This is a genomic window from Rhodococcus sp. LB1, assembly GCF_001583455.1.
GTDB classification, from domain to species: domain Bacteria; phylum Actinomycetota; class Actinomycetes; order Mycobacteriales; family Mycobacteriaceae; genus Rhodococcus_F; species Rhodococcus_F opacus.
The window spans coordinates 82359-106654 of sequence record NZ_LTCZ01000423.1 but is presented as its reverse complement, the minus strand read 5'-3'; the positions used below and the strand labels follow the sequence as shown (position 1 = coordinate 106654).

21 protein-coding genes are annotated in these 24296 nt (G+C 67.9%); 7 read left to right on the top strand and 14 right to left on the bottom strand.

Annotated elements, in window-relative coordinates; translation table 11 throughout:
* Positions 1–8: 8 nt before the first annotated feature.
* The 3 genes from AZG88_RS43940 to AZG88_RS43930 are packed head-to-tail and all read right to left on the bottom strand — an operon-like array spanning position 9 to position 3607.
* On the bottom strand, positions 9–1661 hold the full coding sequence (locus AZG88_RS43940; protein WP_061701218.1) for a (2,3-dihydroxybenzoyl)adenylate synthase: 1653 nt from the start codon (positions 1659–1661) through the stop codon (positions 9–11).
* A 36-nt stretch (positions 1662–1697) separates the two neighbouring features.
* Positions 1698–2468 carry an SDR family oxidoreductase gene (locus AZG88_RS43935; RefSeq protein WP_061701217.1) on the bottom strand — a complete coding sequence of 257 codons (771 nt, stop codon included), beginning with the start codon at positions 2466–2468 and terminating at the stop codon, positions 1698–1700.
* Positions 2465–3607: an isochorismate synthase gene (locus AZG88_RS43930; protein WP_061701216.1), complete on the bottom strand. Its 1143-nt coding sequence runs from the start codon at positions 3605–3607 to the stop codon at positions 2465–2467. Before AZG88_RS43930 ends, AZG88_RS43935 begins: the two co-directional genes overlap by 4 nt.
* Positions 3608–3868: 261 nt before the next feature.
* Between AZG88_RS43930 and AZG88_RS43925 the strand changes: the two genes are divergently transcribed.
* The 4 genes from AZG88_RS43925 (at position 3869) to AZG88_RS43910 (ending at position 8118) form a co-directional block, all read left to right on the top strand.
* On the top strand, positions 3869–4819 hold the full coding sequence (locus AZG88_RS43925; RefSeq protein WP_005244439.1) for an Lrp/AsnC family transcriptional regulator: 951 nt from the start codon (positions 3869–3871) through the stop codon (positions 4817–4819).
* Positions 4820–4970: 151 nt separating this feature from the next.
* On the top strand, positions 4971–5219 hold the full coding sequence (locus AZG88_RS43920; RefSeq protein ID WP_005244438.1) for a hypothetical protein: 249 nt from the start codon (positions 4971–4973) through the stop codon (positions 5217–5219).
* Positions 5216–6688 (top strand): sodium:solute symporter family protein, encoded by a 1473-nt coding sequence (locus tag AZG88_RS43915; RefSeq protein WP_061701215.1) that lies wholly within the window; start codon positions 5216–5218, stop codon positions 6686–6688. The genes AZG88_RS43920 and AZG88_RS43915 overlap by 4 nt, the downstream gene beginning before the upstream one ends.
* On the top strand, positions 6685–8118 hold the full coding sequence (locus AZG88_RS43910; RefSeq protein WP_061701214.1) for an amidase family protein: 1434 nt from the start codon (positions 6685–6687) through the stop codon (positions 8116–8118). Before AZG88_RS43915 ends, AZG88_RS43910 begins: the two co-directional genes overlap by 4 nt.
* On the opposite strand, the gene pyk is transcribed toward AZG88_RS43910, so the two are convergent.
* From pyk to AZG88_RS43890, 4 genes are all read right to left on the bottom strand, one after another.
* On the bottom strand, positions 8057–9592 hold the full coding sequence (gene pyk, locus AZG88_RS43905; RefSeq protein WP_061701213.1) for a pyruvate kinase: 1536 nt from the start codon (positions 9590–9592) through the stop codon (positions 8057–8059). The genes AZG88_RS43910 and pyk overlap by 62 nt on opposite strands.
* Complete coding sequence (locus tag AZG88_RS43900; RefSeq protein ID WP_061701212.1) at positions 9589–10719, bottom strand: glycerate kinase; 1131 nt, start codon at positions 10717–10719, stop codon at positions 9589–9591. The genes pyk and AZG88_RS43900 overlap by 4 nt, the downstream gene beginning before the upstream one ends.
* A gap of 34 nt (positions 10720–10753) precedes the next feature.
* Entirely contained in the window at positions 10754–12220 is a 1467-nt protein-coding gene (gene dctA / locus AZG88_RS43895; protein WP_005244433.1) for a C4-dicarboxylate transporter DctA, read from the bottom strand.
* A 130-nt stretch (positions 12221–12350) separates the two neighbouring features.
* Positions 12351–13445 (bottom strand): tartrate dehydrogenase, encoded by a 1095-nt coding sequence (locus AZG88_RS43890; RefSeq protein WP_025431856.1) that lies wholly within the window; start codon positions 13443–13445, stop codon positions 12351–12353.
* Positions 13446–13658: 213 nt separating this feature from the next.
* Between AZG88_RS43890 and AZG88_RS43885 the strand changes: the two genes are divergently transcribed.
* The gene (locus tag AZG88_RS43885) at positions 13659–14591 is read left to right on the top strand and encodes a LysR family transcriptional regulator (protein ID WP_025431857.1); all 933 of its coding nucleotides are present in this window, start codon (positions 13659–13661) and stop codon (positions 14589–14591) included.
* Positions 14592–14637: 46 nt separating this feature from the next.
* On the opposite strand, the gene AZG88_RS43880 is transcribed toward AZG88_RS43885, so the two are convergent.
* Entirely contained in the window at positions 14638–16239 is a 1602-nt protein-coding gene (locus AZG88_RS43880) for an MFS transporter (RefSeq protein ID WP_005244430.1), read from the bottom strand.
* A 153-nt stretch (positions 16240–16392) separates the two neighbouring features.
* Here AZG88_RS43880 and AZG88_RS43875 point away from each other — a divergent pair, with 153 nt between their 5' ends.
* The gene (locus tag AZG88_RS43875) at positions 16393–16719 is read left to right on the top strand and encodes an amphi-Trp domain-containing protein (protein ID WP_005244429.1); all 327 of its coding nucleotides are present in this window, start codon (positions 16393–16395) and stop codon (positions 16717–16719) included.
* 11 nt (positions 16720–16730) lie between these two features.
* Here AZG88_RS43875 and AZG88_RS43870 read toward each other — a convergent pair whose 3' ends face one another.
* A complete protein-coding gene (locus tag AZG88_RS43870; protein ID WP_061040627.1) occupies positions 16731–17552 on the bottom strand; it encodes a class II glutamine amidotransferase in 822 nt (273 codons plus the stop codon).
* 154 nt (positions 17553–17706) lie between these two features.
* Here AZG88_RS43870 and AZG88_RS43865 point away from each other — a divergent pair, with 154 nt between their 5' ends.
* Positions 17707–19119 carry a DUF2252 domain-containing protein gene (locus AZG88_RS43865; protein WP_061701211.1) on the top strand — a complete coding sequence of 471 codons (1413 nt, stop codon included), beginning with the start codon at positions 17707–17709 and terminating at the stop codon, positions 19117–19119.
* Positions 19120–19201: 82 nt separating this feature from the next.
* Here the strand turns inward: AZG88_RS43865 and AZG88_RS43860 are convergent, their stop codons facing one another.
* From AZG88_RS43860 to AZG88_RS43840, 5 genes are all read right to left on the bottom strand, one after another.
* Positions 19202–19798 carry a hypothetical protein gene (locus AZG88_RS43860; RefSeq protein ID WP_231914407.1) on the bottom strand — a complete coding sequence of 199 codons (597 nt, stop codon included), beginning with the start codon at positions 19796–19798 and terminating at the stop codon, positions 19202–19204.
* Entirely contained in the window at positions 19798–20598 is an 801-nt protein-coding gene (locus tag AZG88_RS43855) for a hypothetical protein (RefSeq protein WP_005244425.1), read from the bottom strand. Before AZG88_RS43855 ends, AZG88_RS43860 begins: the two co-directional genes overlap by 1 nt.
* Positions 20599–20638: 40 nt before the next feature.
* On the bottom strand, positions 20639–21673 hold the full coding sequence (locus AZG88_RS43850; RefSeq protein WP_025431860.1) for a D-2-hydroxyacid dehydrogenase: 1035 nt from the start codon (positions 21671–21673) through the stop codon (positions 20639–20641).
* A gap of 11 nt (positions 21674–21684) precedes the next feature.
* Positions 21685–23133, bottom strand: coding sequence for an MDR family MFS transporter (locus tag AZG88_RS43845; protein ID WP_061701210.1), 1449 nt, complete (start codon positions 23131–23133; stop codon positions 21685–21687).
* A 95-nt stretch (positions 23134–23228) separates the two neighbouring features.
* Positions 23229–24185 (bottom strand): GlxA family transcriptional regulator, encoded by a 957-nt coding sequence (locus AZG88_RS43840; protein ID WP_061040630.1) that lies wholly within the window; start codon positions 24183–24185, stop codon positions 23229–23231.
* Positions 24186–24296 lie beyond the last annotated feature (111 nt).

The window sequence follows — 24296 nt, the reverse complement described above, 5'->3', positions numbered from 1 at the left end:
GGGGTGAGCTACGAGGTCACGAACGTCTTCTCCAGTGCCCGGCGCAGGTCGGACTTGCTGATCTTGCCGACGCCGGTGACCGGGAATTCGTCGACGAACACCACCTTGTCCGGCACCTTGTAGTCGGCGAGCCCGCGGCCGCGGACGAACTTCTTGAGTTCGACGGCCTTCGGCTGCTCACCTCGCACCACGACGAACGCGCAACTCCGTTCGCCGAGATACGGGTCGGGCATCGACACCACCGCGACGTCGGCGACGGCGGGGTGTGCGAGCAGATGGTTCTCGACCTCTTCCGCGGCCACCTTCTCGCCGCCGCGGTTGATCTGATCCTTCGAGCGGCCCTCGACGACGAGGTAGCCGTCGTCCGTGAGCCGGACGATGTCGCCGGTGCGGTAGAAGCCGTCCTCGGTGAAGGACGTCGAATTGTGGTCGGGAGCGCGGTAATACCCGCGGATCGTGTACGGGCCGCGGGTGAGCAGATGACCGGACGTGCCGTTCGGGACGGGCTCGCCCAGGTCGTCGACGACCCGGACCTCGTCGTCGGGGCTGATCGGTCTGCCCTGGGTGGTGACGATCGTGACTTCCGGATCGTCGAGCCGCGTGTAGTTGACCAGGCCCTCCGCCATCCCGAAGACCTGCTGCAGCGTGCACCCGAGTTCGGGACGCACCCGCTTCGCGGCCTCGGCGCTGAACTTGGCACCGCCCACCTGCAGCACCTCGAGGCTCGAGAGGTCCCGTACCGTGCGACCACGGGCGGCCAGCCAGGCCAACGCGAGCGGCGGCACCAGCGACGCAATCGTGACGCCCTCCTTCTCGATGAGCGCGAACGCGGTGTCGGGGCTCGGATCCGGCGCGAGCACCACGCGACCACCGGCGTGCAGCACGCCGAGGATGCCCGGTGAGCTCATCGGAAAATTGTGCGCCGCAGGCAGAACGACGAGCATGCGGGTGCTCGCGTCGACGCCGCAGATGCGGTCCGACTCGCGCACCGAGTACAGGTAGTCGGTGTGGGTGCGCGGGATCAGCTTCGACACCCCGGTGGTTCCGCCCGAGAGCTGCAGGAACGCCACGGATTCCGGACCCACCGCCGGCCCGTCCGAGATCGGTTCCGCCGCCCGCAGTTCGTCGAGTGACGTGAACTCCTCCGCGTCCCCGGCCACGATGATTCTGGGCGGATTCTCGGCCGAGGCCACCACGTCGCGGGCGAGTGTGCGGTAGTCGAATCCGGCGTGCGTATCGGTGACGACGTAGGCCGCGGCGTCGGTGAAGCTGCAGAAGTAGGAGATCTCCTGGGCGCGGTGCGCGGGCAGCGCGAACACCGGCAGTGCGCCGAGCCGGAAGACCGCGAAGATCACCTCGACGTACTCGACGATGTTCGGCAACTGCACCACGACCCGGTCGCCGGGCTGCACCCCCGACGACTGCAGCCCGGCGGCGAGCCGGTCGGCGCGGTCGGACAGTTCCCGGTAGGTGAGGGCGCGGTCGGCCCCGGACGCGTCCGGTCCGGTCACGGCGATCGCGTCCCCGAATTGCTCGGCGCGGGCGCCCAGGAACTGCTGGAACGTCTCGTCCGTCCAGTACCCGGCGTCACGGTAGCGTGCGGCGAGGTCGGCGGGGTAGCCGATGGTGGTCTCCAGGGGAGCGCGAACGCTCGTGGTCATCGAAAGTCCTTTCACGGGCATGGCTGTTCGGGGTCGTCAGGCTCGGAGGGTAGCGCCGCCGTCGACGTAGAGCGCCTGCATGGTGATGTGACGTGCCCGATCCGACAGGAGGAACTCGACGGAGTCCGCGATGTCGGCGGCGTCGGCGATGCGGCCCAGTGGGATACCGACCTTGAACGAGCCCAGGTCTCCGTCGATCGCTCCGCGTGCTCCGGCGTCGTCGGCGGGATCCGACCACAGCGACCGCTGCATCGCGGTGTCCGTCGAGCCGGGGGCGACGATGTTGGCGCGGATCCCGTATTCGGCGAGTTCGAGGCCGAGTACCCGGACGATCATCGAGACGGCGGCCTTGGACGCGCCGTACGCGCTCATTCCGGTGCGGGGGACGCCCGCGGCGTTGGAACCGACCACGACGATGGAACCGGCTGCACGCTCGCGCATTCCGGTGCCGACCGCCCTCAGCACGTTGACGAGGCCGGTGACGTTGACGTCGAACACGCGCTGCCAACTCTCGGGGTCGGCGTCGAGAACAGAGCCGGTCTCGAGTACACCCGCCACGTGCGCGAGTGCGGTGATGGGTCCGTGCTCGTCCTCGATCCGGCGGACGGTGTCGGTGACGGCGGCGGTGTCGCGGATGTCGGTGACGGCGGTGCCGAGCGGCGGGGTGTCGAGCAGTGCCGCGGTGGCGGCGAGGCCGTCGGCATCACGATCGAGCAGTACCAGGCGGTGGCCGGACCGCGACAGTGTGACGGCCGTGGCCCGTCCGATGCCCTGGGCCGCCCCGACGACCAGTGTCGTGCCGCTCATCGGGGGAGTCCCAGTGCGGCGAGGACTGTGCCCAGTTTGGTTGTGGTCTCGGCGAGTTCGTCGTCCGGTTCGGAGGCGGCGACGATGCCGCCGCCGGCGTACGCCGTGACGGTGGTGCGGTCGGCGTCGATCTGCGCGCACCGGATGGTGACCATCCATTCGCCGTCACCGTCGGCGTCGGCCCAGCCCACGGCGCCGGCGTAGAAGCCGCGGTCGCCCTCGAGTTCGCCGATCAGTGCACGCGCGGCGTCGGTGGGGGTGCCACACACGGCCGGGGTCGGGTGCACGGCGACGGCGAGGTCCAGTGCGGTCACCGAGCGGTCCCGCAGTCGTCCCGACACGGGTGTGCCGAGATGCCACAGTTGCGGTGTGCTGGTGAGGGTGGGCCGGTCGGGGATGTCGAGTTCGGTGCAGAACGGTTCGAGGCTCGCTCGCAGAGCCTCGACGACGAGGGCGTGCTCACGCAGATTCTTCTCCGACGCCGCGAGGTTCTCCGCGGTCAGCCTGTCGATCTCGGGATCGGTGTGCCGGGGAGCGGATCCGGCGAGAGGATGGCAGGTCACGGTGTCGCCGTGGCGACGGATGAGCACCTCGGGACTCGAGCCGACGAGGTGCCGTCCCGACCAGCCGGTGCCCGCGGCGCTCAGATCGACGCTGAAGCCGTTGCCGCCGAGGTCGTTCGCGACAAGTTGCGCGAGCAGTGCGTGCGGATGCAGCGGTTCGTCGGCGTGCAGGACGACCGATCGGGCGAGCACCACCTTGTGCAGTGCGGCCTCGGGCTCTCGCAGCACGTGAATGGCGGCGGCGACCCGGGCGACGTGCTCGTCCTCCGGGGGAATCGACTTGCCGGCGCGTACGTGTGGAAGGGCCTGCCGACGCGGGGACCAGCTTCGCGGGCGATGACGCAGCGTCTGTGGTGCGATCAGCGCGGCGGGATGTGACGGGTCGAAGGCGAGCGCGCCGACCACCGACGTCGCGGTGCCGCTCCGCAGGGCCGCGGCGGCGTCGCGGGCGGAGTCGTAACCGGTGTGGATGCCGTCGGCGATCACGGTGCCGTGCGGGCGGGAGAGAACGAACGGCGCGCCCGGCGGGAGGTCCGCCGAAGTCTCTGCGGACTCGGCAACGGCCGTCGACTGCATATGCGATCACCTTTCGTAGCGGACAACGCGGTGCGCCTGGCGATGCGCACCGTCACGTTCAGACCATATACGGTTAGCCTAACCTTTGGTGATTCAGCTTGTCCGCCTGCGGTCCCGTTGCGACACGTATTCCGTTGCAGACCAGCGATTTCGAGTCGCGACATGGGGCGCGATATCAGCCGCGAACAGCATCTGGATTCTCGCCACCACCGACTGGCCTAACATCGCATGCACACGTTGCATGGAGGGCAGGCGGCTTCAATGACCGAACGCAGGTTCTCGCTCGATCAGCGGATCGTCGCCGCCCTCCAGGTCGACGGGCGATGCTCCTGGAGCCGAATTGCGCAGGCGCTCGGCGAACCCGAGCGGAACGTGACCCGGCACGGCATCGCGCTCCTCGAGTCCGGCCGGGTGGCGGTCACCGCCGTCGCGAACAGCGGCGGCACCGCGATCGTGCGCCTGCAGTGCTCACCGGGAACGGTGCGGGTGGCGGCGAGCGCCCTCGCTCAGCGCAGCGACTGCATCTTCGTGTACATCCTCACCGGCACCGCCGACTGTGTGGCCGAAATCCACGTGTCCCGGGATCGTCTCCCGAAGCTCGTCATGGACGAACTGCCCGCGACGATGGGCGTCGTCCGAAGCTGGACCGACCCGGTGCTGCGGTACTTCCGCACGGTCCGCGAATGGGAGGCCGGGGTCCTGACCCCCGCCGAGAAAGAAGCGATCGGCGGGGTGGCGCCTCCGGCGACCTTCCTCACGGACCTGGAACGCGGCACCCGGGACCCCGTCGACCGGACGATCATCCGCGAGCTGATGCAGAACGGGCGGGTGGGGACCACGGCGCTCGCCCGGACCGCGGGTGTCTCCGAGGCGACGGCCCGGCGACGCGTCCAGGCGCTGCTCACCGAGGCTGCGATCAGTCTCCGGGTGGTGGTCGACCCCGCCCTGTTCGGGCTGCGCGCCGAGGCGATGCTGTTCATCAAGACCCAGCGCAACCGGATCGAACCGCTCGTGCGGGGAATGCTCGAGATGCCGTACGTGCGGTACGCGGCCGGCACGGCGGGCGAATACCAGGTGGTCGCCAACATCGCCGCGCCCGACGAGTCGGTGCTCTACGACTACATCACCACCGCGCCGTGGGTGGCCGACGCGATGGCCCTCGAGACCAACATGGTGGTGCAGGCGGTCAAGCGCAGCGGACGGGTCATGTGACGGATTTCGACATCGGACGGCCCCTCCGGCGCCCCTGATTGCGATCTCCGACAGTCCGGTGGCCGATTTCGCCGAACCTCGCACAGCTGTTGAGTGCTGTGATCCACACCACGCATGCTTCCTCTACTCCCCGGATGGAAGAAGGAACAGCATGCAACGAGAAGCCATTCTCGGGGCGATCGAGGATTCGCCGCAGCGCCGTTGGCTGCTGCTCGTCCCGGTCGCCCCGGTTCTCGCACTCGTCACCGCCGTGTGGCTGCCGTTTGTGAACACAGCCGATCTGTGGCTCGGGATGCCGCGGCTGCTCGTGTGGTGTTCGGCCTGGGTGCTCCTGCTGCTGCCCGCGCTGGCGGCGGTGGAGTTCGGCCTCGTCCGGCCGCACGAGGAGGCGACACTATGACGAATTCAGCTCTGTGGATCACCCTGGCCGGCATGATCGGGCTGGCGGTGATCGCGGTCGGTGGACGCCGGAAACGCGCTCAGAACCTGAGCGAGTGGACGGTCGGCAAGCGGAACTTCGGTGTGGTCACCAGCTTCTTCCTGCAGGCCGGTGAATCGTTCACCACGTTCACGTTCCTCGGTGTCGCCGGTATCGCCTTCACCGCCGGCATCGGCGCCACCTACGCCATCCCGTACATCCCGCTCGGCTACGTGGCCCTGTATTTCATCGGCCCGCGGATCTGGAAGCTCAGCAAGGACCGCGGCTACATCACCCAGGCCGACTTCTTCGCGGACCGCTACCGCAGCCCGCTGCTCGGCCGACTCGTCGCGTTGTGCGGCATCATCTTCCTGCTGCCGTACCTGCAGTTGCAGATCACCGGCCTCGGCCTCATCGTCCGCCTAGTGACGGGCAGCGCGAGTTCGGGCACGCTCAGCATGATCGTCGCGACCGTCCTCGTCGTCGGGTTCGTGCTGTGGGCCGGCATCCACGGCCTGGCACGCACCGCCTACGTCAAGGACGTCCTGATCCTGCTCGCCGTCGTGGTGCTGTCCATCGTGATCCCGTTGCACTTCGCCGGTGGCATCGGCGACGTGTTCGGCCAGATCGCGCAGACGCACAGCGAGATGCTGACCGTGAATCCCGGCGACTACGACAAGGTCTGGTGGACCACCAGCCTGCTGATCTCCGCGATCGGCTGCGGATTCCTCACCACCCCGCACCTCTGGCCGCCGCTGCTGGCCGCGAAGAACGGCCGAGTGATCCGCTCCAACAACACTTTTCTGCCGATGTACCAGGTGGTCATGATTCTCCCGATCATGCTGGGCTTCGTCGGGATCCTCGCCCTGAACCCCAACACCAGCAGCAACGCCGTCCTGCTCACGCTGGCCGGGGGCGCCCTGCCGAACTGGGCGCTCGGACTGATCGCGATCGCTGCAGCCTCGGCGGCGATGCTCCCCGCAGGCGCCATCTGCATCGGCATCTCGACACTGGCGTCGCACAACCTGGTCAAGATCCAGAGTGAGCGCACGAAACTCCGGTTCAACCACCTCGTCGTGATCGCCGCCGCCACCACGGCCCTGGTGCTCGGCCTGACGCGCCCCGACCTGCTGGCCAACCTGCTGCTGCTCACGTTCGGCGGTCTCAGCCAGCTCGCTCCGGGTCTGGCGCTGGCCCTGCCCGAGAAGCCGTTGCTGGCCAAGCAGTCCGTGTTCGCCGGGCTCGTCGTCGGCATGCTCACCGTCATCGTGATGACCGTCTTCGAACTGAACCTCGCCAACATCGACGCCGGCATCTGCGGACTGGTCCTCAACCTCGCGGTGATCGCCGTCGTGGAGGCCGCCGTCCGTGTCACCCGTCCCCGCACCCCGACCCCCGCGCCGTCGGACGACCGTCCGGCTGCCACCCCGATCCTGGAGACCACGACATGACCATCGATCACTACTCGACCGCGCGAGAGATGCTCGCCGCACTCCGCAGCAAGGAGATCTCGGCGCGGGAGCTGCTCGGCCTGCACATGGACCGGATCGCGCAGGTTAATCCGACGGTCAACGCGCTTGTCAGCCTCGACCTGGACCGTGCGCACGCCACCGCCGCCGCCGCCGACGCACAGACGGCAGCAGGCGGGCCGGTGGGGCCGTTGCACGGACTGCCGTTCGCGTTCAAGGACACTCACGACGTCGCCGGGTTCCCCACGGTCGCCGGTTCGCCGCTGTTCGTCGACAACGTGCCCGAGACCAGTGAGCTGATCGCCGAACGCGTCACCGCGGCCGGGGCCGTCACGATCGGCAAGTCCAACGTTCCCGAATTCGCCGCCGGCTCGCACACGTTCAACACCGTCTTCGGGACCACCACCAACCCGTACGACCCGACGAAGAGCGCGGGCGGGTCGAGTGGCGGCGCCGCGTCCGCGCTCGCCGCCGGGCTGGTACCGCTCGCCGACGGCAGCGACATGGGTGGTTCGCTGCGCAACCCGGCGTCGTTCTGCAACGTCGTCGGACTGCGCCCGACCCCGGGCCGTGTTCCGTGCTGGCCCAACCGCGCACCCTGGGACTCGCTCGTGACGCAGGGCCCGATGGCCCGGAACGTCGACGACGTCGAACTGCTGCTGTCGGTGATCGCGGGACCCGACGCACGCGTCCGCAGCTCGCTCAGCGCCGATGCCGTCGCTCCTCGTCTCGGTGTCGCCGGCCTTCACGGTCTGCGTGTCGCGGTGTCCGCGGATCTGAACGGCGTCTTCCCCCTGGACGCGCCGGTCCGCGAGATTCACGACCGTCAGGCGTCGATCTTCGCCGCGGCGGGAGCGGTGGTGGCCGAGGACGCGCCGTCGATTCCCGACGCCGAGTGGGTGTTCCGCACGCTGCGGGCATGGCGGTTCAAGATCGACTTCGGCGCGCAGGCGGACGCGACCCCCGACATGCTGAAGCCGTCGCTCCTCGACAACATCCGGCAGGCAGACCGGCTGTCCGCCGACGACGTCGCGAAGGCCATGGTGGCGCAGGCGGAGATCCAGTATCGCGCCGTCGAATTCTTCGGCCGCCACGACGTTCTGGTGATGCCCGTGTCCCAGGTACTTCCGTTCGATGCCGAACTCGAATACCCGGCCGCCGTCGACGGACGCCGCTGCGACGACTACCTCGACTGGATGACGTCGGCGTTGACCGTGACGGTCCTGGGGTGCCCGTCGATCTCCGTTCCGGCCGGATTCAGCGCCGACGGTCTGCCGGTCGGCGTGCAGATCGTCGCCGCTCCCGGCAACGACCTGTTCCTGCTCGACGTGGCGCGGGCGTACGAGCAGCTCAACCCCGTCGGAGCCACCCGTCCGCACCTGCTCCAGGCGGCAGCGTCCAGCCCTTCGTGACGTCGTCCTCGCCGACGCGGTGGACGTGGATGAGGTTGGTGGATCCGACGGTGTGCGGGGGTGAGCCGGCGACGATGACGACGAGGTCGCCGTGCCGGTAGGTGCCCAGTCGGAGGAGGGCGGTGTCGACCTGGCGGATCATCTCGTCGGTCGATTCGACCGGGTCGACGAGGAACGTTTCGGTGCCCCAGGTGAGGGCGAGTTCGTTGCGCACCTGGGGTACCGGGGTGAATGCCAGCAGTGGCAGCGGGGTGTGGAGTCGGGCGAGTCGTCGCACGGTGTCCCCGGACTGGGTGAACGCGACCAGCGCGGTGGCGTTCAGGCGTTCGCCGATGTCGCGGGCGGCGAACGAGAGAACCCCGCCGTGGGTGCGGGGAGTGTGGGTCAGGGCGGGGACGGTGGTGGACTGGTGTTCGACGGCGGCGAGGATCCGCGCCATCGTCGCGACGGTCTCGATCGGGTAGGCGCCGACGGAGGTTTCCCCGGACAGCATCACCGCGTCGGCGCCGTCGAGGACCGCGTTGGCCACGTCCGACGCCTCGGCCCGGGTGGGCCGGGAATTGGCGATCATCGACTCGAGCATCTGGGTGGCGACGATCACCGGTCGGGCGTTCTCCCGCGCGATCTGCACGATCCGTTTCTGCACCAGCGGCACCTGTTCGAGGGGGACCTCGACGCCGAGGTCGCCGCGCGCGACCATGACCGCGTCGAAGGCCCGCACGATCGCCTCGATGTCGTCGACGGCTTCGGGTTTTTCGATCTTCGCGATCACCGGGACCCGGCGGCCGATCCGGTCCATCACCTCGTGGACGGGGTCGATGTCGGTGGGGGCGCGCACGAAGGACAGGGCGATCAGGTCGACCCCGAGGCGTAGGGCGAATTCGAGGTCGTCGATGTCCTTGTCGGACAGGGCGGGGACGGAGACGTTCATCCCGGGCAGGGATACGCCCTTGTTGTTGCTGATCGGGCCGCCCTCGGTCACTCGGCACACCACGTCGTTGCGGTCGACGGCGATCACGGTCAGCGCGATCTTGCCGTCGTCGACGAGGAGGCGGTCTCCGGGGCGTGCGTCCTGGGCGAGGTGGGTGTAGGTGGTCGAGACCCGGTCGTGGGTGCCCGCGCAGTCCTCGACGGTGATCCGGACCTGTTCGCCGGCCGCCCATACGGTCGCGCCGTCGGCGAAGCGGCCGAGGCGGATCTTCGGTCCCTGCAGGTCCGCGAGGATTCCCACGGCTCGGCCGGTGCTGTCGGCTGCGGCGCGGACGCGCCGGTAGTTGGCTTCGTGGTCGGTGTGGTCGCCGTGGCTGAAATTCAGTCGGGCGATGTCCATCCCGGTTTCGACGAGACTGCGGGTGCGCTCGTCGGTGGCGGTGGCGGGCCCGAGCGTGCAGACGATCTTCGCCCTGCGCGGCGACAGCAGCGACGCCGAGTCGACATCGGCAGTGAGTGGCGAGGGGATGTCGGTGAGAGTCATCGTGGTCCTTCGTTGTGCAGAAGTGAGCCGCGGCCGATGTCGCGCCCGATGCGGGTGAGGAGTTCGCCGGTCAGCTCCGGGTCGGCGGCGGTGTTCCGGTCGGTGTAGTCGCCGAGGGCATGGATGTACTCGAAACCGGCAGGAGCCCACTGTTTCCGGGACAGAGTGTTGCGGCCGGCGACGGCGATCACCGGGACCGGCTGGGCGCGGCGGGCCAGGACCGCGAGCAGTTTGCCGTGTTCGGTCTGCTCGTCGATGCTGCCCTCGCCGGTGATCACCAGGTCCATTCCTGCGAGGTAGCCGTCGAAATCGAGTAGGTCGAGGAAGTATTCGGCGCCGGAGACCATGTGCGCGCCGAGCAGCATGGCGGCGAATCCGATCCCACCGGCACTACCGGCGCCGGGGGAGTCCGCCACCGCACGCGCCTGCGGGTAGCCGTTGCGGGTGAACACCTCGACGAGGTTGTCGAGGCCGGTGTCGAGGTAGCGCACGGCTGCGGGGTCGGCGCCCTTCTGGGGGCCGTACACGGCGGCGGCGCCGTGCGGTCCGGTCAGCGGGTTGGTGACGTCGCCGGCGATCACGATCTCCATTCCGGACAGGTTCACTGCGCGGGAGGAGTCGATCGTCGCGACCTCGGGAAGGGTTCGCCCGCACGCCCGCAGGGGTCGTCCCGTGGTGTCGGAGAAGGTGAACCCGAGGGCGGCGAGCATCCCCATTCCGCCGTCGGTACCGGCGCTGCCGCCGAGGGCGAGGACGAGGCGGCGCGGGTGGTGGCGGCGGGCGTGCCCGATGGCCTGGCCGAACCCGAGGCTGGAGGCGTCGAGGGGAGCGGTGCGCCCGCTGGGGAGGGTGGCCAGTCCGCAGGTGTTGGCGACTTCGACCACCGCGGTGGTGCCGTTGACCGCGATGCGTCCGCGCTGGGGTGTTCCCGTTGCGCCGGCGACGGTGACCGGGTGCGGAGTGAATCCGACCGCCACCGCCGCGTCGACGCTGCCGTCGCCTCCGTCGGCGAGAGGAAGTTGCCTGCTGTCGATTCCCGCCGACGCGAGGCCAACCGAGAGATGTTCGGCGACAGCTGCTGCGGAGAGCGAGCCCTTGAACTTGTCCGGGGCAACCAGAACCCTCATCGGCCTTCCTTTCTCGTGTGCAGTGCGGATGCGGTCATCGCTGGGTGGAGTGCGCGGGCGTCGTCGCCGCGGGGTCGAGCCGTTCGTGGTCGATGCTGACAGCGTCCGGTTCCTCGATCATGTGGTGGTGCTTGTCCCGTGGTTCCTGTTCCAGGATCTCCATGTCGAAGTCGTTCTCGACGTCACCGTCGGGTGGGGGAAGTACTTCGCCGGAGAAGACGCGGCGGGCGCGGTCGACGTCGAGTTCGTGGTTCCATTTGGCGACGAACAGGGTGGCGACGGCGTTGCCGATGAAGTTCACCAGGGCGCGGCATTCGGACATGAACTTGTCGATACCGAAGATGAGCATGATGCCGGCCGCGGGGATGGTGCCGAGAGTGCTCAACGTTGCTGTCAGCGCGATGAATCCGCCTCCGGCGACACCTGCGGCGCCCTTGGAGGTGAGGAGCATGACGCCGAGGAGGCCGAGCTGCTGCGGAATGGACAGGTCGGTGTTGGTGGCCTGCGCGATGTACAGCGCGGCGAGCGAGAGGTAGATGGCTGCCCCGTCGAGGTTGAAACTGTAACCGGTGGGCACGACGAGACCGACGGTGGTCTTCTTGACGCCGGCGTACTCCAGCTTGCGCATCAAACCGGGCAGTGCGGGCTCGGCAGTGGAGGTGCCGAGAATGAGCAGGAGCTCTTCCTTGAAGAAGCCGAGCATCCGGAAGATGTTGAGCCGCAGATACGCCATGACCGATCCGAGGACAACGAAGACGAAGAACGCGGACGTGACGTAGAACAGCAGGATCAGGCTGCCGAGGCTGGTGAGGGTGGAGACACCGTACTTGCCGATGGCGAAGGCCATGGCGCCGAACGCACCGAGGGGTGCGAGCTTCATGATGAAGCTCAGGACCTTGAAGACCACCGCGGTGAGGCGTTCGACGGCGTCCCGGATCGGTGCGGCGATCTGCCCCACCGCGTTGATGGCGACCCCGAAGATGACGGCGAGGAAGATGACCTGGAGGATGTCGCCCTCGACGAACGGGCCGAACACGCTGTCCGGGACCAGGTGGGTGATGAACTCCCACCACTGTTTCTCTTCACCGGTCTGAATCAGCTTGTTGGCGGAGTCGGTCGTTTCCAGCGAGGCGGCGTCGGCATTCACCCCGTCCCCGAGACGGAAGAGGTTGATCGCGACGAGGCCGGTGAGCAGCGCGAGGATCGTTCCGACCTGGAAGTAGGTCAGCGCCTTGATTCCGGTCAGCCCGACCTTCTTCAGGTCCGCGACACTCGCGATGCCGCCGACGATCGTCAGGAACACGATCGGGCAGATCAGCATCTTCATGGCGGTGATGAAGGTGGTGCCGATCGGCTCCATCGCCTCGCCGGTGTCCGGCCAGAGCCACCCGACCAGGATGCCGAGCACGATCGCGATGAGAACCCAGAAGTACAGTTGCCTGTACCAAGGTTTCTTCACAGTCGCCGGTTGGTAACTCGCTGCGCTGCTGGGTGTTTCCATGACATTCACCTCGGGTGAGAGTGTTCAGGTGTGAAGACGGGGGTGGCCGAGAGTTACCGACCGTTCGAGGGGTGGGGGCCCGACCCGGCAGATCCTGCCGAGTCGGGCCGGCTGTGACTGTGGATTGCGGTCAGGCCGGGGTCAGCGCGGTCTGCAGCGCGTGCACGATCGCCTCGGTGACGGCGTCGGTGTCCGACGAGCCGCCGATGTCGCGGGTCAGTGCTCCGCTCGCGGTGGCGGCCTCGATGGCGGCTTCGACGCGGCGGGCCTCGTCGTGCAGCCCGAAGTGGTCGAGCATCAGGGCGGCGCTGGCGATCGCGCCGATCGGGTTGCTGATGCCCTGGCCCGCGATGTCGGGTGCGGAACCGTGGACGGGTTCGAACATGCTCGGGAAGCGGCGCTCCGGGTTGAGGTTCGCGCTCGCCGCGATGCCGAGGCTTCCCGCCAGCGCGGAGCCGAGGTCGGAGAGGATGTCGGCGTTGAGGTTCGACGCCACCACCACGGACAGATCCTCCGGGTGCAGGATGAACTTGGCGCTCATCGCGTCGACGAGGACGCTTTCGGTCGCGACGTCGGGGTAGTCGAGGGCGACGCGGTTGAAGACCTCGTCCCACAGGACCATGCCGTACTGCTGGGCGTTGGACTTGGTGACGCTGGAAACCTTCTTCACCGTGCGGGTGCGGGCCAGGTCGAACGCGAACCGCATGATGCGCTCGCAGCCCTTCTCGGTGAACAGCGCGGTCTGCAGTGCGACCTCGTTGCCCGGACCGCGGCCGCTGAGGTTACGTCCGCCGAGGCCGGCGTACTCGCCCTCGCTGTTCTCCCGGACGACGACCCAGTCGAGTTCGGTGTCGTCGGCCTTGCGCAGCGGGGACCGCACGCCGGGGAGGAACTTCACGGGCCGCACGTTGGCCCACTGGTCGAAGTTCTGGGTGATGTTGAGCCGCAGCCCCCAGAGGCTGATGTGGTCGGGGACGTTCTCCCATCCGACCGCGCCGAAGTAGATGGCGTCGAACGCCTGCAGGGTGTCGAGGCCGTCGTCGGCCATCATCTTCCCGGTCTGCTCGTAGTACCCGCATCCCCAGGGAAATTCTTCCCAGTCGAAGGCGAAACGCCCACCGGACTGTTCTGCGAGGACGTCGAGCACGCGCCGTCCGGCAGCGACGACCTCCTTGCCGACGCCGTCGGCGGGGATCGATGCAATCTTGAACGTCTGCAGTGCCATGTCGTTGCCTCCATCGTGTTGTGCTCGTCACAGTGTGTGATGCATTCATTAACCCGTCACAATCACGCAGCGTCCATGACCAAGAGTCGATCCGGCTTATAGGTTTCACCTAATCGAGGCGCGTTTTCGCAGGTAGAGTGAGTGTGCATGCGGCGGTCGCCGACAGCCACGCTCGAGGGTTCGGCCGCATATCGACGGGAATGAGGGGTTTGGATGGACGCGCGTCAGTTGCGGTACTTCCTGGCTGTGGTCGATCAGGGAGGCATCAACCGCGCGGCGGAAACACTGCTGATCGCGCAGCCCTCGCTCTCCCAGTCGATCTCCGCGCTGGAGCGTGAACTCGGGGTACCGCTCTTTCACCGCGTCGGACGCCGGCTGGTGCTCAGCGACGCCGGCGAAACGCTCGTCGGCCCGGCCCGCGTGGTGTTGCGCGATCTCGAGGATGCGAAGGCATCCGTCGATGCGCTGAAAGGGCTACGGGCCGGTCGCGTGGACCTGATCACGATGCCGTCACCCGGGATCGAACCCCTCACCACGATCCTCACCAGCTTCAGCCGCACCTATCCTTCGGTCACTGTCAATGCCGAGGCGGCGTTCACTCCCGAAGAGGTGCTGCACGCCGTGCGCACCGGCGTCTGCGAGGTCGGGATCCTGGGTTCACCGGCCGCGGTGCGTGCCCCCGAACTCGACGTCGTCGCGCTCGAAAGCCAGCCGCTGATCCTCATCTCCGGGCCGGGCGCCGAGACACCGAGCCGCCCGGAGATTCGGAGATCGGAACTGTCCGGATTTCGACTGATCGTCTCGCAGCGCGGATCGCTGATGCGAACCCTCGTCGACGAGGTCCTCGCCAGCGGCGTCGCAGCCACCATCGTCGCCGAGGTCGCCCACCGAACCTCGATCCTTCCGATGGTCCTCAGCGGATTCGGGCAGGCCGTCATGCCGTCGTCGTGGGCGCCGTCGGCCCGGCAGTCCGGCGCCACCGTGCACCGCATCGTCCCCGAGTCCTACTTGCACATCGCCGCCGTCTGCCGGCGAACCCATCTCACGCCACCCGCGCGGACGCTCATGGACGAGGCACGAAAGTACGCAGAACGCACACCGGCCGCCTGGGATGCCCCCGCCGCGGAGAGCCCGCAAAACTCCTGAACGACAGTCGTGCCCACGATCCGTGCGGTTTCGACGCGCGGGGGACTCAGCCCAGGTCTGTCCCTTCGCCGGAGTTCTGTGGTGTCGGGTCCGGTATGCGCCTCATGCGGAACGAATTGAACACCCCGATGAGACCGGCGAGGATGGGGATGAGCAGGGCGATTTGAAGGGCGAGCGGTCGTGCGTCGGTGTTGATGCGGATGATCTCGTCCTGAATCTCCGGGGGCTGGTCGACGAGCAACTGTTCGAGCTGGGTGTTGCTCATGACTTCGGCGTCGTCCTCGAGCACCTGCGCCACCTGTTGCTGCTCGGCCGGCGGGAGCACGGTGCTCGACTCCGCCATCGAGGTGAAGGTGAAGGACAGCGTTGCCAGCATGATGGCGCCGGCGAACGCCAGCCCGAACGAGAGCCCGAACGATCCCGCCGCGGAATTGACGCTGGCGGCCTCGCTGATCCGCTCCTCCTCGATCGGTGCCAGCGTGTAGTTGTTGAGTTGAGACACCAGCAACCCCAACCCGGATCCGGCGATCACCAACGGGATCACCAGGCCCCAACCGAACTCGGCGCGCGGCACGATCGGGATCAGCGCCGCGATCCCGATCGTCAGAAGCACGAATCCCCACCGGATGATGCTGCTCGGGCGCCGGTCGCCCGCCTTCTTGCCCGCGAGCACCGCCACTGCGAACATGCTGAGCGAGAGAGGTGCGAGGGACAAGCCCGCCTGCATCGCGTTGTACTCGAGCACCATTTGCAGGTAGATCGGCAGCGCGATCATCGTGCCACCCAGGGCGATCTGCTGGAGCATCTGCCCAGAGATGCCCAGTCGGAAGACCTTGGAGCGGAACAGGTCCGGGTCCAGCAGTGCCGGCTTCCCTTGACGTTTGCGCCGCACGAGCCAGTACGCCAGCACAGCCATCGCAATCGCACCGATCACCAGGAGCGCACCAACGGATTCGCCACCCTCCTGCCACACCAGGATTCCGAGCACGATCCCGCCCATGCCCAGAACGGAGAGGGCCGCGCCCACCAGGTCGATGACTCGGGGTCCGGTGTAGGGCACGTCGCGGACCAGTTTGATGCCGGACAGGACGACCGCGATGATGACGACTTCGAGCACGAACCCGACGCGCCACGAGAGGTAGGTGGTGATGAAACCGCCGAGCAGCGGTCCGACGGCGGCGGCGATCGCGGCCGCCGCCCCGACCAGGGCGTAGACCTTCTTCTGAGCGGCGCCTTCGAAGTTGCCGTGGATGAGGGACTGCATGGCGGGCAAGAGGAGTGACGCGCCGATTCCACCGAGTATTGCCCAGAAGATGATGATCGCGGTCAGGCTCTGTGCGAGTGCCATCGCCGACGCACCGACTGCGTAGCCGAGCAGGCCCAGCACATACGCCCGTTTGCGTCCGATGAGATCGCCGACCTTGCCACCGATGAGGATGAACGCGGCGGATACCAGCGCCTCGAGTGCGATCGCCGCCTGGACGCCGCTGACGGTCGTGTCGAGGTCGCGAACCACCGAGGAGATCGACACGTTCATCAGTGATGTGTCGACGACGAGCACGAACATCGCCATCGCCAGCAGCAGTCCGAGCAGGCGTTGAGGGCCCGCTACCCGCTTCGAATCACTGGAAGTCGGTTCTTCGGTCATCGGAGGCCCACCGTCCGTCCATCGCGCGCTGCACAGAGTGTCCCATGCGTGGGGACGACGAAGCTACATCTTCACTTTGTTATCGGTTCGATCCGGCCACCGGTCTCGCGACAGTTACGGTGATGAGACACTGCACCGAGGTGAGGAGTCGCCGTGCCCAAATTGGAGATCAAGAGGAAGTCCGAGCTCTCCCGGAAAGAGGTGTCCGACCGGCTCATCGCGCTCGGACAGGCACTCGCGAGCGGCTCCGAGGTGGAACTGGGCTCGGGTGGTGACTCGATTTCCGTCGTCGTCGCCGACCGGGTCCGGTGGGAGCTCGAGATAGAGGTCGAAGGCGACGAGACCGAGATCGAAATCGAAATCAGTTGGCGCGACGATCCGTCCGTAGAGTCGACGGCCGACGCGGAACCGGAATCGGAGAGTCCGCCTCCCGTCAAGACCGCGCGTCGGGGGCGGCCCCGCAAGAGCACCGCCAGGTGAGCTCCGCGAAGTCAGGTCGGTGACATCGGTTCGAACGGCCGGATTTCGTCCTGGCCCGGTCGGACCACCCCGGCCGAGGATTCCGGCACCTCGTTCCACGCGCCTTCGAGGTCGCGGAGGGGTTCGGAGACCACGAATCGGGTCTCCCCGCCCAGGTTGTGCAGGACCTCGACCTCCGGGTGCAGTGCGCGCAGCTTCGCGACCTCGGTGGAGAAGAACAACGACCTCGACTGCCGCTCACTCGAATAGCGGAAGATCCACAGCGATTCGCCGTCGGTGGTCGCGACGGTCATCTGCACCGGATGCTCGACCCCATGGGCGCGGCCGACATCTTCGACGAAGCCGACCGCACGGGCCACAGCACCGAGGGGGTCGTCGACGAGGCCGAACGTCAGGGCGAGGAAGAACAGTGCCTCGGAGTCCGTCGACCCTTCGAGGTCGGAGAACAGCTCCGGGTCGACGGCCATCACCAGGTCGCGCCGGGTCTCGTGAAACCCGCGCAGTGCGCCGTTGTGTACCCACAACCACCGCCCGTGCCGGAACGGGTGACAATTGCTGCGCTGCACCGGCGTCCCGGTCGAGGCGCGCACGTGAGCGAGTAGCATCGGCGTTCGCACCTGACCGGCGATCTCCCGCAAATTGCTGTCGTTCCAGGCCGGTTCGATGCTCTTGTACACCGCCGGCTCACTGCCTTCGCCGTACCAGCCGACACCGAACCCGTCGCCATTGGTGGTCGTCGCCCCGAGACGGGAGTGCAGACTCTGGTCGATCAGCGAATGTTTAGGGCGGAACAGCAGGTCCTCCGCGAGGATCGGCTCCCCCGAGTACGCCATCCACCGGCACATACATCAATTCAAGCAGAACCACATCGGTGTGCCCACCCCCGTTTACCGATGAACCTGCTGGTATTTGCCGCGAACGCAGTCCGAGCGGAGGAGGATGGGAATCAACCGGCCATATCGCGTCACTCGAGGAAGGCAGACTGCCATGTCCGCGGAACACGACGAACCGGTGGCACATCCGAGCCGGGCCGAGCGCGCACAACGAGGGGCGGCCGCCCGCCGAGACACTCCGCCGGCTGCGCTCGCGGAATACGGTGTGGCCGATCGGCGCGACCCGGTGGGCCTCCTCGAGAAGCAGGCGACGGAGAGAGTCGCGGAACTCGTTCCGATCCGGTACGGGCGTATGGCGGCGACGGCCTTCGCCTTCTACCGCGGCGGCGCCGCGATCATGGCCGACGATCTGTCCCACTCGCCCACCACGGGCCTGCGCACGCAGCTCTGCGGCGACGCGCACCTGAGCAACTTCGGAATCTTCGCCACCCCGGAACGCCGGCTGGCATTCGACATCAACGACTTCGACGAGACACATCCCGGCCCCTTCGAATGGGATGTCAAACGCCTGGTCTCGAGCCTCGCGATCGCGGCGCAGGAGAACGGATTCAGCGGCACGAAGACCAGGAAGATCACCCGCGCCTGCGCCGCCGAATACCGCGAAACCATGGCCGGCCAGGCGCAACTGGGAAACCTGGCCGTCTGGTACTCCCACATCGAGCCCACAGCGGAACTCGTGGGGCTTCGAGACGAGCTGGACAAGTCGCAGAGGAAACGCGCCCGAACCGCTCTGGAGAAGGCGCGCCGCCGGGACAGCGTTCAAGCGCTCTCCAAGCTGACCGCCGTCGTGGACGGGGAGAGGCGGATCATCAGCAACCCGCCACTGTTGGTCCCGGTCGAGGAGCTGTACGCGGGCGAGGACCTCGCATCGCTGTACCGAGACCTACGGCATCGTCTGAACGTGTATGCACAGTCTCTGCGGTGGGACCACCGCGTCCTCTACGACCAGTTCCGGATGGTGCAGATTGCCCGCAAGGTGGTCGGGGTCGGCAGTGTGGGCACCCGCACCTGGATCATTCTGATGCTGGGAGCAGACGAAGACGATCCGCTGTTTCTGCAGGTGAAGGAGGCGGGTCCGTCCGTGCTGTCGCGTTACGTCGACGGCCCGTCGTTCGCTGCCGAGGGCGAGCGGGTGGTCAGCGGACAGCGGCTGATGCAGGCCGCGAGCGACATCTTCCTGGGCTGGGAACGTGGTGCGGGCCCCGACGGCGTCGAGCGGGACTTCTACGTGCGCCAACTGCGCGACGGCAAGGGTTCGGCGGTGGTCGAATCCCAGACACCCAGCGTCATGATGCTGTATGGGCGATTGTGTGCACGCGTCCTCGCCTATGCGCACGCGCGGGCCGGCGACCGGATCGCGATCGCCGCCTACCTCGGGGACGACACCGAATTCGATCATGCGATAGCCGAATTCGCCGAAACGTACGCAGAGCAGAACACCCGAGACCATCAGGCCCTCCTCGAGGCCATCTCGGGGGCCCGCATCGTCGCGGCTACCGGACTCTGAACAGCGACGTCCCGGAACCGTCCGGGAGTCCGCCCGCCCACACGACCGGTGGCCTGGGTTCGACTCCACCGGCCGGCACGGTTCAGAAGATCTGCACGAAGCGGTACCAGTCGTATTCGATGTGCTGATATCCGATCTCTCCGTCACGCTGGGGTCGGCCGATCTTGTCGGTGCCGCCCGGCAGATGAGCGACTCCGACAAGATTGACCAGGCCACCTTCGAGGTAGAAGTGGCAGCCGGTGTCGAGCTGCTCGACGCGCCAGGTGTCGTACAGGCCGATCCTCTGGTCCTCGGACGACGGTGTGCACGTCTGCGCGTATGCGGTCAGTTCGCCCACCGACAGCCGCCACCCGAGGTCGGAAGGCACACCGAAGAATACGAGGGTCGCCGTCAGCGCCACCATCGCCGGCGCAACGCAGATGCGTCGATCCCACCGGTACCGCCCCAGTTGCACGCCGGCGAGGACCAGCCACACGGCACCCAGAATCAGCAGGGCGAAACCAGCCAGCACGACGTACGGGAAGACCGGGTCGATCGGAATCGTGATCACCAGCGTCGCAGCGCAGGCGAACGCGACGAGGGCGGTGAGGACGATTCCGGTCGCCAACCGCCACCACCGCGGCGTGTCCGCCCGGTGGCGTGGCCTGTGCTGGGATGGCTGTTCGTCGCGGCCGTCCATCAGCGGTCTCCGTTCGCCGGCGCTCTCCGAGAGGTGGTCAGGTCGGTGACCTCCCGTCCGGCTCGCGCGGGCGGTGGACCGCCGAAGCCGCGGAGGTCGCGGGCGGTGGCGCCGGGTTCGAAAGTGCTCCCGCCGGGCCCGAATCGTCCGATCACGGTGTGCCTGCTGTCCCAGAGCACCCCGCGAGTGGGGAGGGCCCACCGGCTGGAGAACGCGGACGTGTCGTCCTCGTCGTCCGTGGACGGGTCGTGCGCCGCGGCGATGTGCGCGGCGTAGGCGCGCAGCGCGACCGCGAAGGCGTTGGGTTCGCGGCCGGCGTCGAGAAAGTGCGCTCGGTCGCCGCACTGCGGGCAGTGCCACGACGCGCGGTGGCATCCGCCGGCGAGGCCGACGGCCGGTGTTTCGCCTCCGCGCGGACCGGCGGTGCGATACGCGTCGAACGGGTCGGGCTGCTCGATCCGATCGGGCGCCTGCCGAGCCGCCGCAACCATGTCCCGCCAGGCGGCGTGCACGTCGAAACCCCCGAGCATCAGTACCTCTTCGGGCATCGGGCCGATGAACGGGGAACCCGCGCACAGCACCCGGCTGTGGTCGTGGGCGTAGCTGTATCTCGGGTCGAGAGCCCGGGCGTGCCGCATCTGCTGCATGCGCTCGGTGATCGCGAGCCCGTGCCATGCGCGTCCGCAGTGCGGGCACGGGTCCTGGTTCACGTTCGAGTCGTGCCCGGATCGGTTGTCGTGGTTCGCGAGTTGGTCGTGTACGAGCCGGTCGATCCGGTCGACGAGGTCACGGTCGGTCATGGTGGATACCCACGGTAGCGGCGGCGGCCGCTCGGCGCAGTCAGTATCCCGCGTCGAAGTCGAACTCGTTGAGCAGCGCGTCGTCACCCGACAGGTAGCGTCCGAGGTTCTCGACGAACAGATCGACGATCTTCGCGTTCTCCGACGGCACGTTGGCAGCGCTGTGCGGGCTGAGGATGACGTTGTCGGCCGTCCACAACGGCGAATCGTCTCGGAGCGGTTCGGTGGAGGTGACGTCCAGGACCGCCCCGCCCAGCCGGCCCGTCGACAGTGCTTCTGCGAGAGCGTCTTCGTCGATGATCGGCCCCCGTCCGAGATTGACGACCAGGGCGCCGTCGGGGAGGGCCGCGAGTTCCCGGCGTCCGATCAGTCCGCGAGTGTCGTCGGTGAGGGCGCAGGAGATCACGAGAATGTCCGCGGCGGGCAGGTGCTCGGCGATCCGGTCCGTGGTGGTCATGCTGTCGAAGGGGGCGCCTGCGGGTCGTGGGTTGCGGGCGACCCCGCTTGCGGTGACGGAGAAGCACCGGAGGAGTTCCGCTGTGCGCGAGCCGATCTTGCCGGCGCCCACGATCAGCGCGTGGCGTCCCGCGAGCTCGGACGTTTCCTGCTTGCGCCAGGTCCGGGTCTGCCGGTCGGCGATCAGCCGGGGGAGTCCGCGCGCGAAATACAGAATGCCGGCGAGCGCGAACTCCGCCAGCGGCTCGGCGTGGACTCCCGCGGCGGTCGTCACCGTCAGCGGCGCACGCGACAGCCCGAATTTCTCGATCAGCTGCCCGGCACCCGCGGACGTCGCCTGAATCCATCGCAGATTCGGCGACTGTTCGAGTGTGCGTTCGGGGTGCCGCCAGTCGAAGTCGAACATCACGTCGGCGGTCCGCAACATCGACGACCACCGGTCGTGCTCGCCGGCCGTCAGATCACGCGGTACCCCGACGTGATCGCTGTGCCATCGAGGCCGGGGGAGCAGTTCGGGTGCGTACGCCACCCGGACCCGAGGGTCGCAGCCTGCGATCCTGTCGACCAGGTCCTGCTCGAGATACGACGCGACGAGCACGTCGATGCACGGGTCGGGCACGGGTCCCTCCTTCACAGCCGGCGGTCGGACGTCGGTGCGCTCGGCTCGACCTCCGGCGCGGAGGCGGATTTCGGCATCGCCGCCGCGGCCACGACGAGTACGACGGCCGCGCCGAGGGCGGCCACGAACACCAGATGCAGGGCCCCGGCCAGTTCGGCCGGGGCGGGGTTGTCGGCGCCGCCCAGTCGCGCGTTGACGAGGGCGCCGAACAGGGCGACCCCCACGGCGCTGCCGATGGAGCGGGCGAACATGTTGGTCGAGGTGACGACGCCGCGCTCCGACCAGTCGACGCTCGACTGCGCCGCGATGAGGGTGGGGCTCGCGACGAGACCCATGCCGCCGCCGATGACGAAGCAGCAGATCGCCACCTGCCACACCGCCGAGTCGATGGACAGGCTCAACGTGAGAGCGGTGCCCGTCACGACCAGCAGGCTGCCCGCGGTGGCCGTGACCCGGAAGCCGAAGCGCAGGTACACGCGCCCGGACTGCGACGCGGCGATCGGCCAGCCGATGGTCAGGGTGGCAAGCGCGAACCCGGCCACCAGTGCGCCCGTCCCGAGGACGCCCTGGGTGAAGGTCGGCACGTAGGTGGTCAGGCCCAGGACGATGGCCCCGACCAGCAGTGACACGAGACTGCTCGCCGCGAGAACCCGACGGGTGAACACCCACAGCGGAAGTACCGGTTCGGCGGCCCGCCGTTCCACGAGGACGAAGACGATCAGGAACACGAAACCCGCCGCGAAGATGCCGAGGCTGATCGGGGAACTCCACGCCCAGGCCTGCCCGCCTTCGAGGAGTCCGAGGATGAGCAGCGTCGCCCCGACTGCCAGGATTCCGGCGCCGGCGTAGTCGATCGACCGCTGGGTGCGCACCCGCTTCTCGTCGAAGTTGCGGATCAGCATCACGGCCGCGAGCAGACAGAGAGGAATGTTGACGAAGAAGATCCACCGCCACGACAGGTACTCGGAGAACACCCCGCCGAGGGTCGGGCCGACCACCGCCGACATGCCCCAGACGCTGGCCAGATAGCCCTGGGCCTTGGCACGTTCGGCGAGGGTGTAGATATCTCCGGCGATGGTCATGCTCATCGGCTGAACGGCCCCGGCGCCGAGACCCTGCACCGCGCGGAACGCAATGAGAGCGGGCATGCTCCACGCGATCCCGCACAGCACCGAGCCGACGCCGAACAGGGCGATGCCGAGGAGCATCACGGGCCTGCGGCCGAAGATGTCGGCCAGCTTGCCGTAGATCGGCACCGACACGGCCTGGGTGAGCAGGTAGATCGAGAACAGCCACGGGAACTGCGAGAAGCCGCCGAGGTCCCCGACGATGGTGAAGACGGCGGTGGAGATGATGGTCGCATCGAGCGCGACCAGTGAAGTCGTGAGCATCAGCGACATGAGAATCGGTCCGCGTTCCGAACGGAACCCGACGTCGACCGGGGTCGTGTCCGTCGCCATTACCCACCTTCTCCGTTACCGCGCTCACAAGAGTTCCTGACCAACGGTAACGACAACGGGAGACGAAGTGTTCCGCGGCTGTGCCCGGGACGCCGCTACGCGGTCGCCGAGGATCCGCGGAACGCCGCGCGGTAGGAGTGGGGGCTGGTCCCGACGACGCGCTTGAACCGGTCGCGGAACGCGGTCGGCGACCCGAACCCCACCTGCGCGGCGATGCGGTCGACGGAGTGAGCGGTGGTCTCCAGGAGGTACTGCGCCTGATGAATCCGGACGCGGTGGAGCCACTGCAACGGTGTGGTGCCGGTCTGCTCGCGGAATCTCCGATTGAGGGTGCGGGTGCTCATCCCGGCTCGCCGGGCGAGGTCGTCGAGTGTCAGGTCTGCGCGGCTGTTCTCCTGCATCCACAGCAGCAGCGGCTCGAGGCTCGTCAGTTCCGCGGACGGCGGACGTTCGTGAACGATGAACTGCGCCTGTCCGCCTTCGCGTTCCAGCGGCATGACCGACAACCGGGCAGCGTCGGCGGCCACCGCCGAACCGTGATCCGAGCGGATCATGTGCAGACACAGGTCGAGGCCTGCCGCGGCGCCGGCCGAGGTCAGGAACTGGCCGTTGTCGACGTAGAGCACGGCCGGGTCCACGTCGACCAGCGGGTGACGCGAGGCGAGGAGTTCGGCGGCCGCCCAATGCGTCGTCGCCCGCCTGCCGTCGAGCAGTCCGGTGGCGGCCAAGGTGAACGCTCCCACGCAGATCGACGCGATCCGGGTGCCACTGCCGGCCGCCCGGCGCAGTGTCTCGAGTACTTCGGGTGCAAGCGGAGCGGTGGGGTCGGCCAGCCCCGGCAGGATGATCGTGTCGGCCGCGTCCAGAGCGCTCAGATCCCAGGGCGCGCGGAGTGTGAATGCGCCGGCATCCACGTCACCGTCCGGGGCGCACACCTTCACCCGGTAGGCCGCGCGTCCGTCCGGCAACCTGGTGCGACCGAAGACCTCGACCGGCGTGGCGAGATCGAACGCGATGACACCGTCGAGTGCCAGGACTGCCACGGTGTGCATGGCTACAACATACGCAGACGATTGATTTCCGCCAAGCGTTCATAACCCCGGTGAATGTCGATGCGCTGTGCAAAAATCTGCGGAAATAGCGTGGCGACAATCCGTTGGATT

Coding starts and splice junctions, on each gene's coding strand:
- AZG88_RS43940 (WP_061701218.1), bottom strand. CDS start 1,661: ATGACCACGAGCGTTCGCGCTCCCCTGGAGACCACCATCGGCTACCCC.
- AZG88_RS43935 (WP_061701217.1), bottom strand. CDS start 2,468: ATGAGCGGCACGACACTGGTCGTCGGGGCGGCCCAGGGCATCGGACGG.
- AZG88_RS43930 (WP_061701216.1), bottom strand. CDS start 3,607: ATGCAGTCGACGGCCGTTGCCGAGTCCGCAGAGACTTCGGCGGACCTC.
- AZG88_RS43925 (WP_005244439.1), top strand. CDS start 3,869: ATGACCGAACGCAGGTTCTCGCTCGATCAGCGGATCGTCGCCGCCCTC.
- AZG88_RS43920 (WP_005244438.1), top strand. CDS start 4,971: ATGCAACGAGAAGCCATTCTCGGGGCGATCGAGGATTCGCCGCAGCGC.
- AZG88_RS43915 (WP_061701215.1), top strand. CDS start 5,216: ATGACGAATTCAGCTCTGTGGATCACCCTGGCCGGCATGATCGGGCTG.
- AZG88_RS43910 (WP_061701214.1), top strand. CDS start 6,685: ATGACCATCGATCACTACTCGACCGCGCGAGAGATGCTCGCCGCACTC.
- pyk (WP_061701213.1), bottom strand. CDS start 9,592: ATGACTCTCACCGACATCCCCTCGCCACTCACTGCCGATGTCGACTCG.
- AZG88_RS43900 (WP_061701212.1), bottom strand. CDS start 10,719: ATGAGGGTTCTGGTTGCCCCGGACAAGTTCAAGGGCTCGCTCTCCGCA.
- dctA (WP_005244433.1), bottom strand. CDS start 12,220: ATGGAAACACCCAGCAGCGCAGCGAGTTACCAACCGGCGACTGTGAAG.
- AZG88_RS43890 (WP_025431856.1), bottom strand. CDS start 13,445: ATGGCACTGCAGACGTTCAAGATTGCATCGATCCCCGCCGACGGCGTC.
- AZG88_RS43885 (WP_025431857.1), top strand. CDS start 13,659: ATGGACGCGCGTCAGTTGCGGTACTTCCTGGCTGTGGTCGATCAGGGA.
- AZG88_RS43880 (WP_005244430.1), bottom strand. CDS start 16,239: ATGACCGAAGAACCGACTTCCAGTGATTCGAAGCGGGTAGCGGGCCCT.
- AZG88_RS43870 (WP_061040627.1), bottom strand. CDS start 17,552: ATGGCGTACTCGGGGGAGCCGATCCTCGCGGAGGACCTGCTGTTCCGC.
- AZG88_RS43865 (WP_061701211.1), top strand. CDS start 17,707: ATGTCCGCGGAACACGACGAACCGGTGGCACATCCGAGCCGGGCCGAG.
- AZG88_RS43860 (WP_231914407.1), bottom strand. CDS start 19,798: ATGGACGGCCGCGACGAACAGCCATCCCAGCACAGGCCACGCCACCGG.
- AZG88_RS43855 (WP_005244425.1), bottom strand. CDS start 20,598: ATGACCGACCGTGACCTCGTCGACCGGATCGACCGGCTCGTACACGAC.
- AZG88_RS43845 (WP_061701210.1), bottom strand. CDS start 23,133: ATGGCGACGGACACGACCCCGGTCGACGTCGGGTTCCGTTCGGAACGC.
- AZG88_RS43840 (WP_061040630.1), bottom strand. CDS start 24,185: ATGCACACCGTGGCAGTCCTGGCACTCGACGGTGTCATCGCGTTCGAT.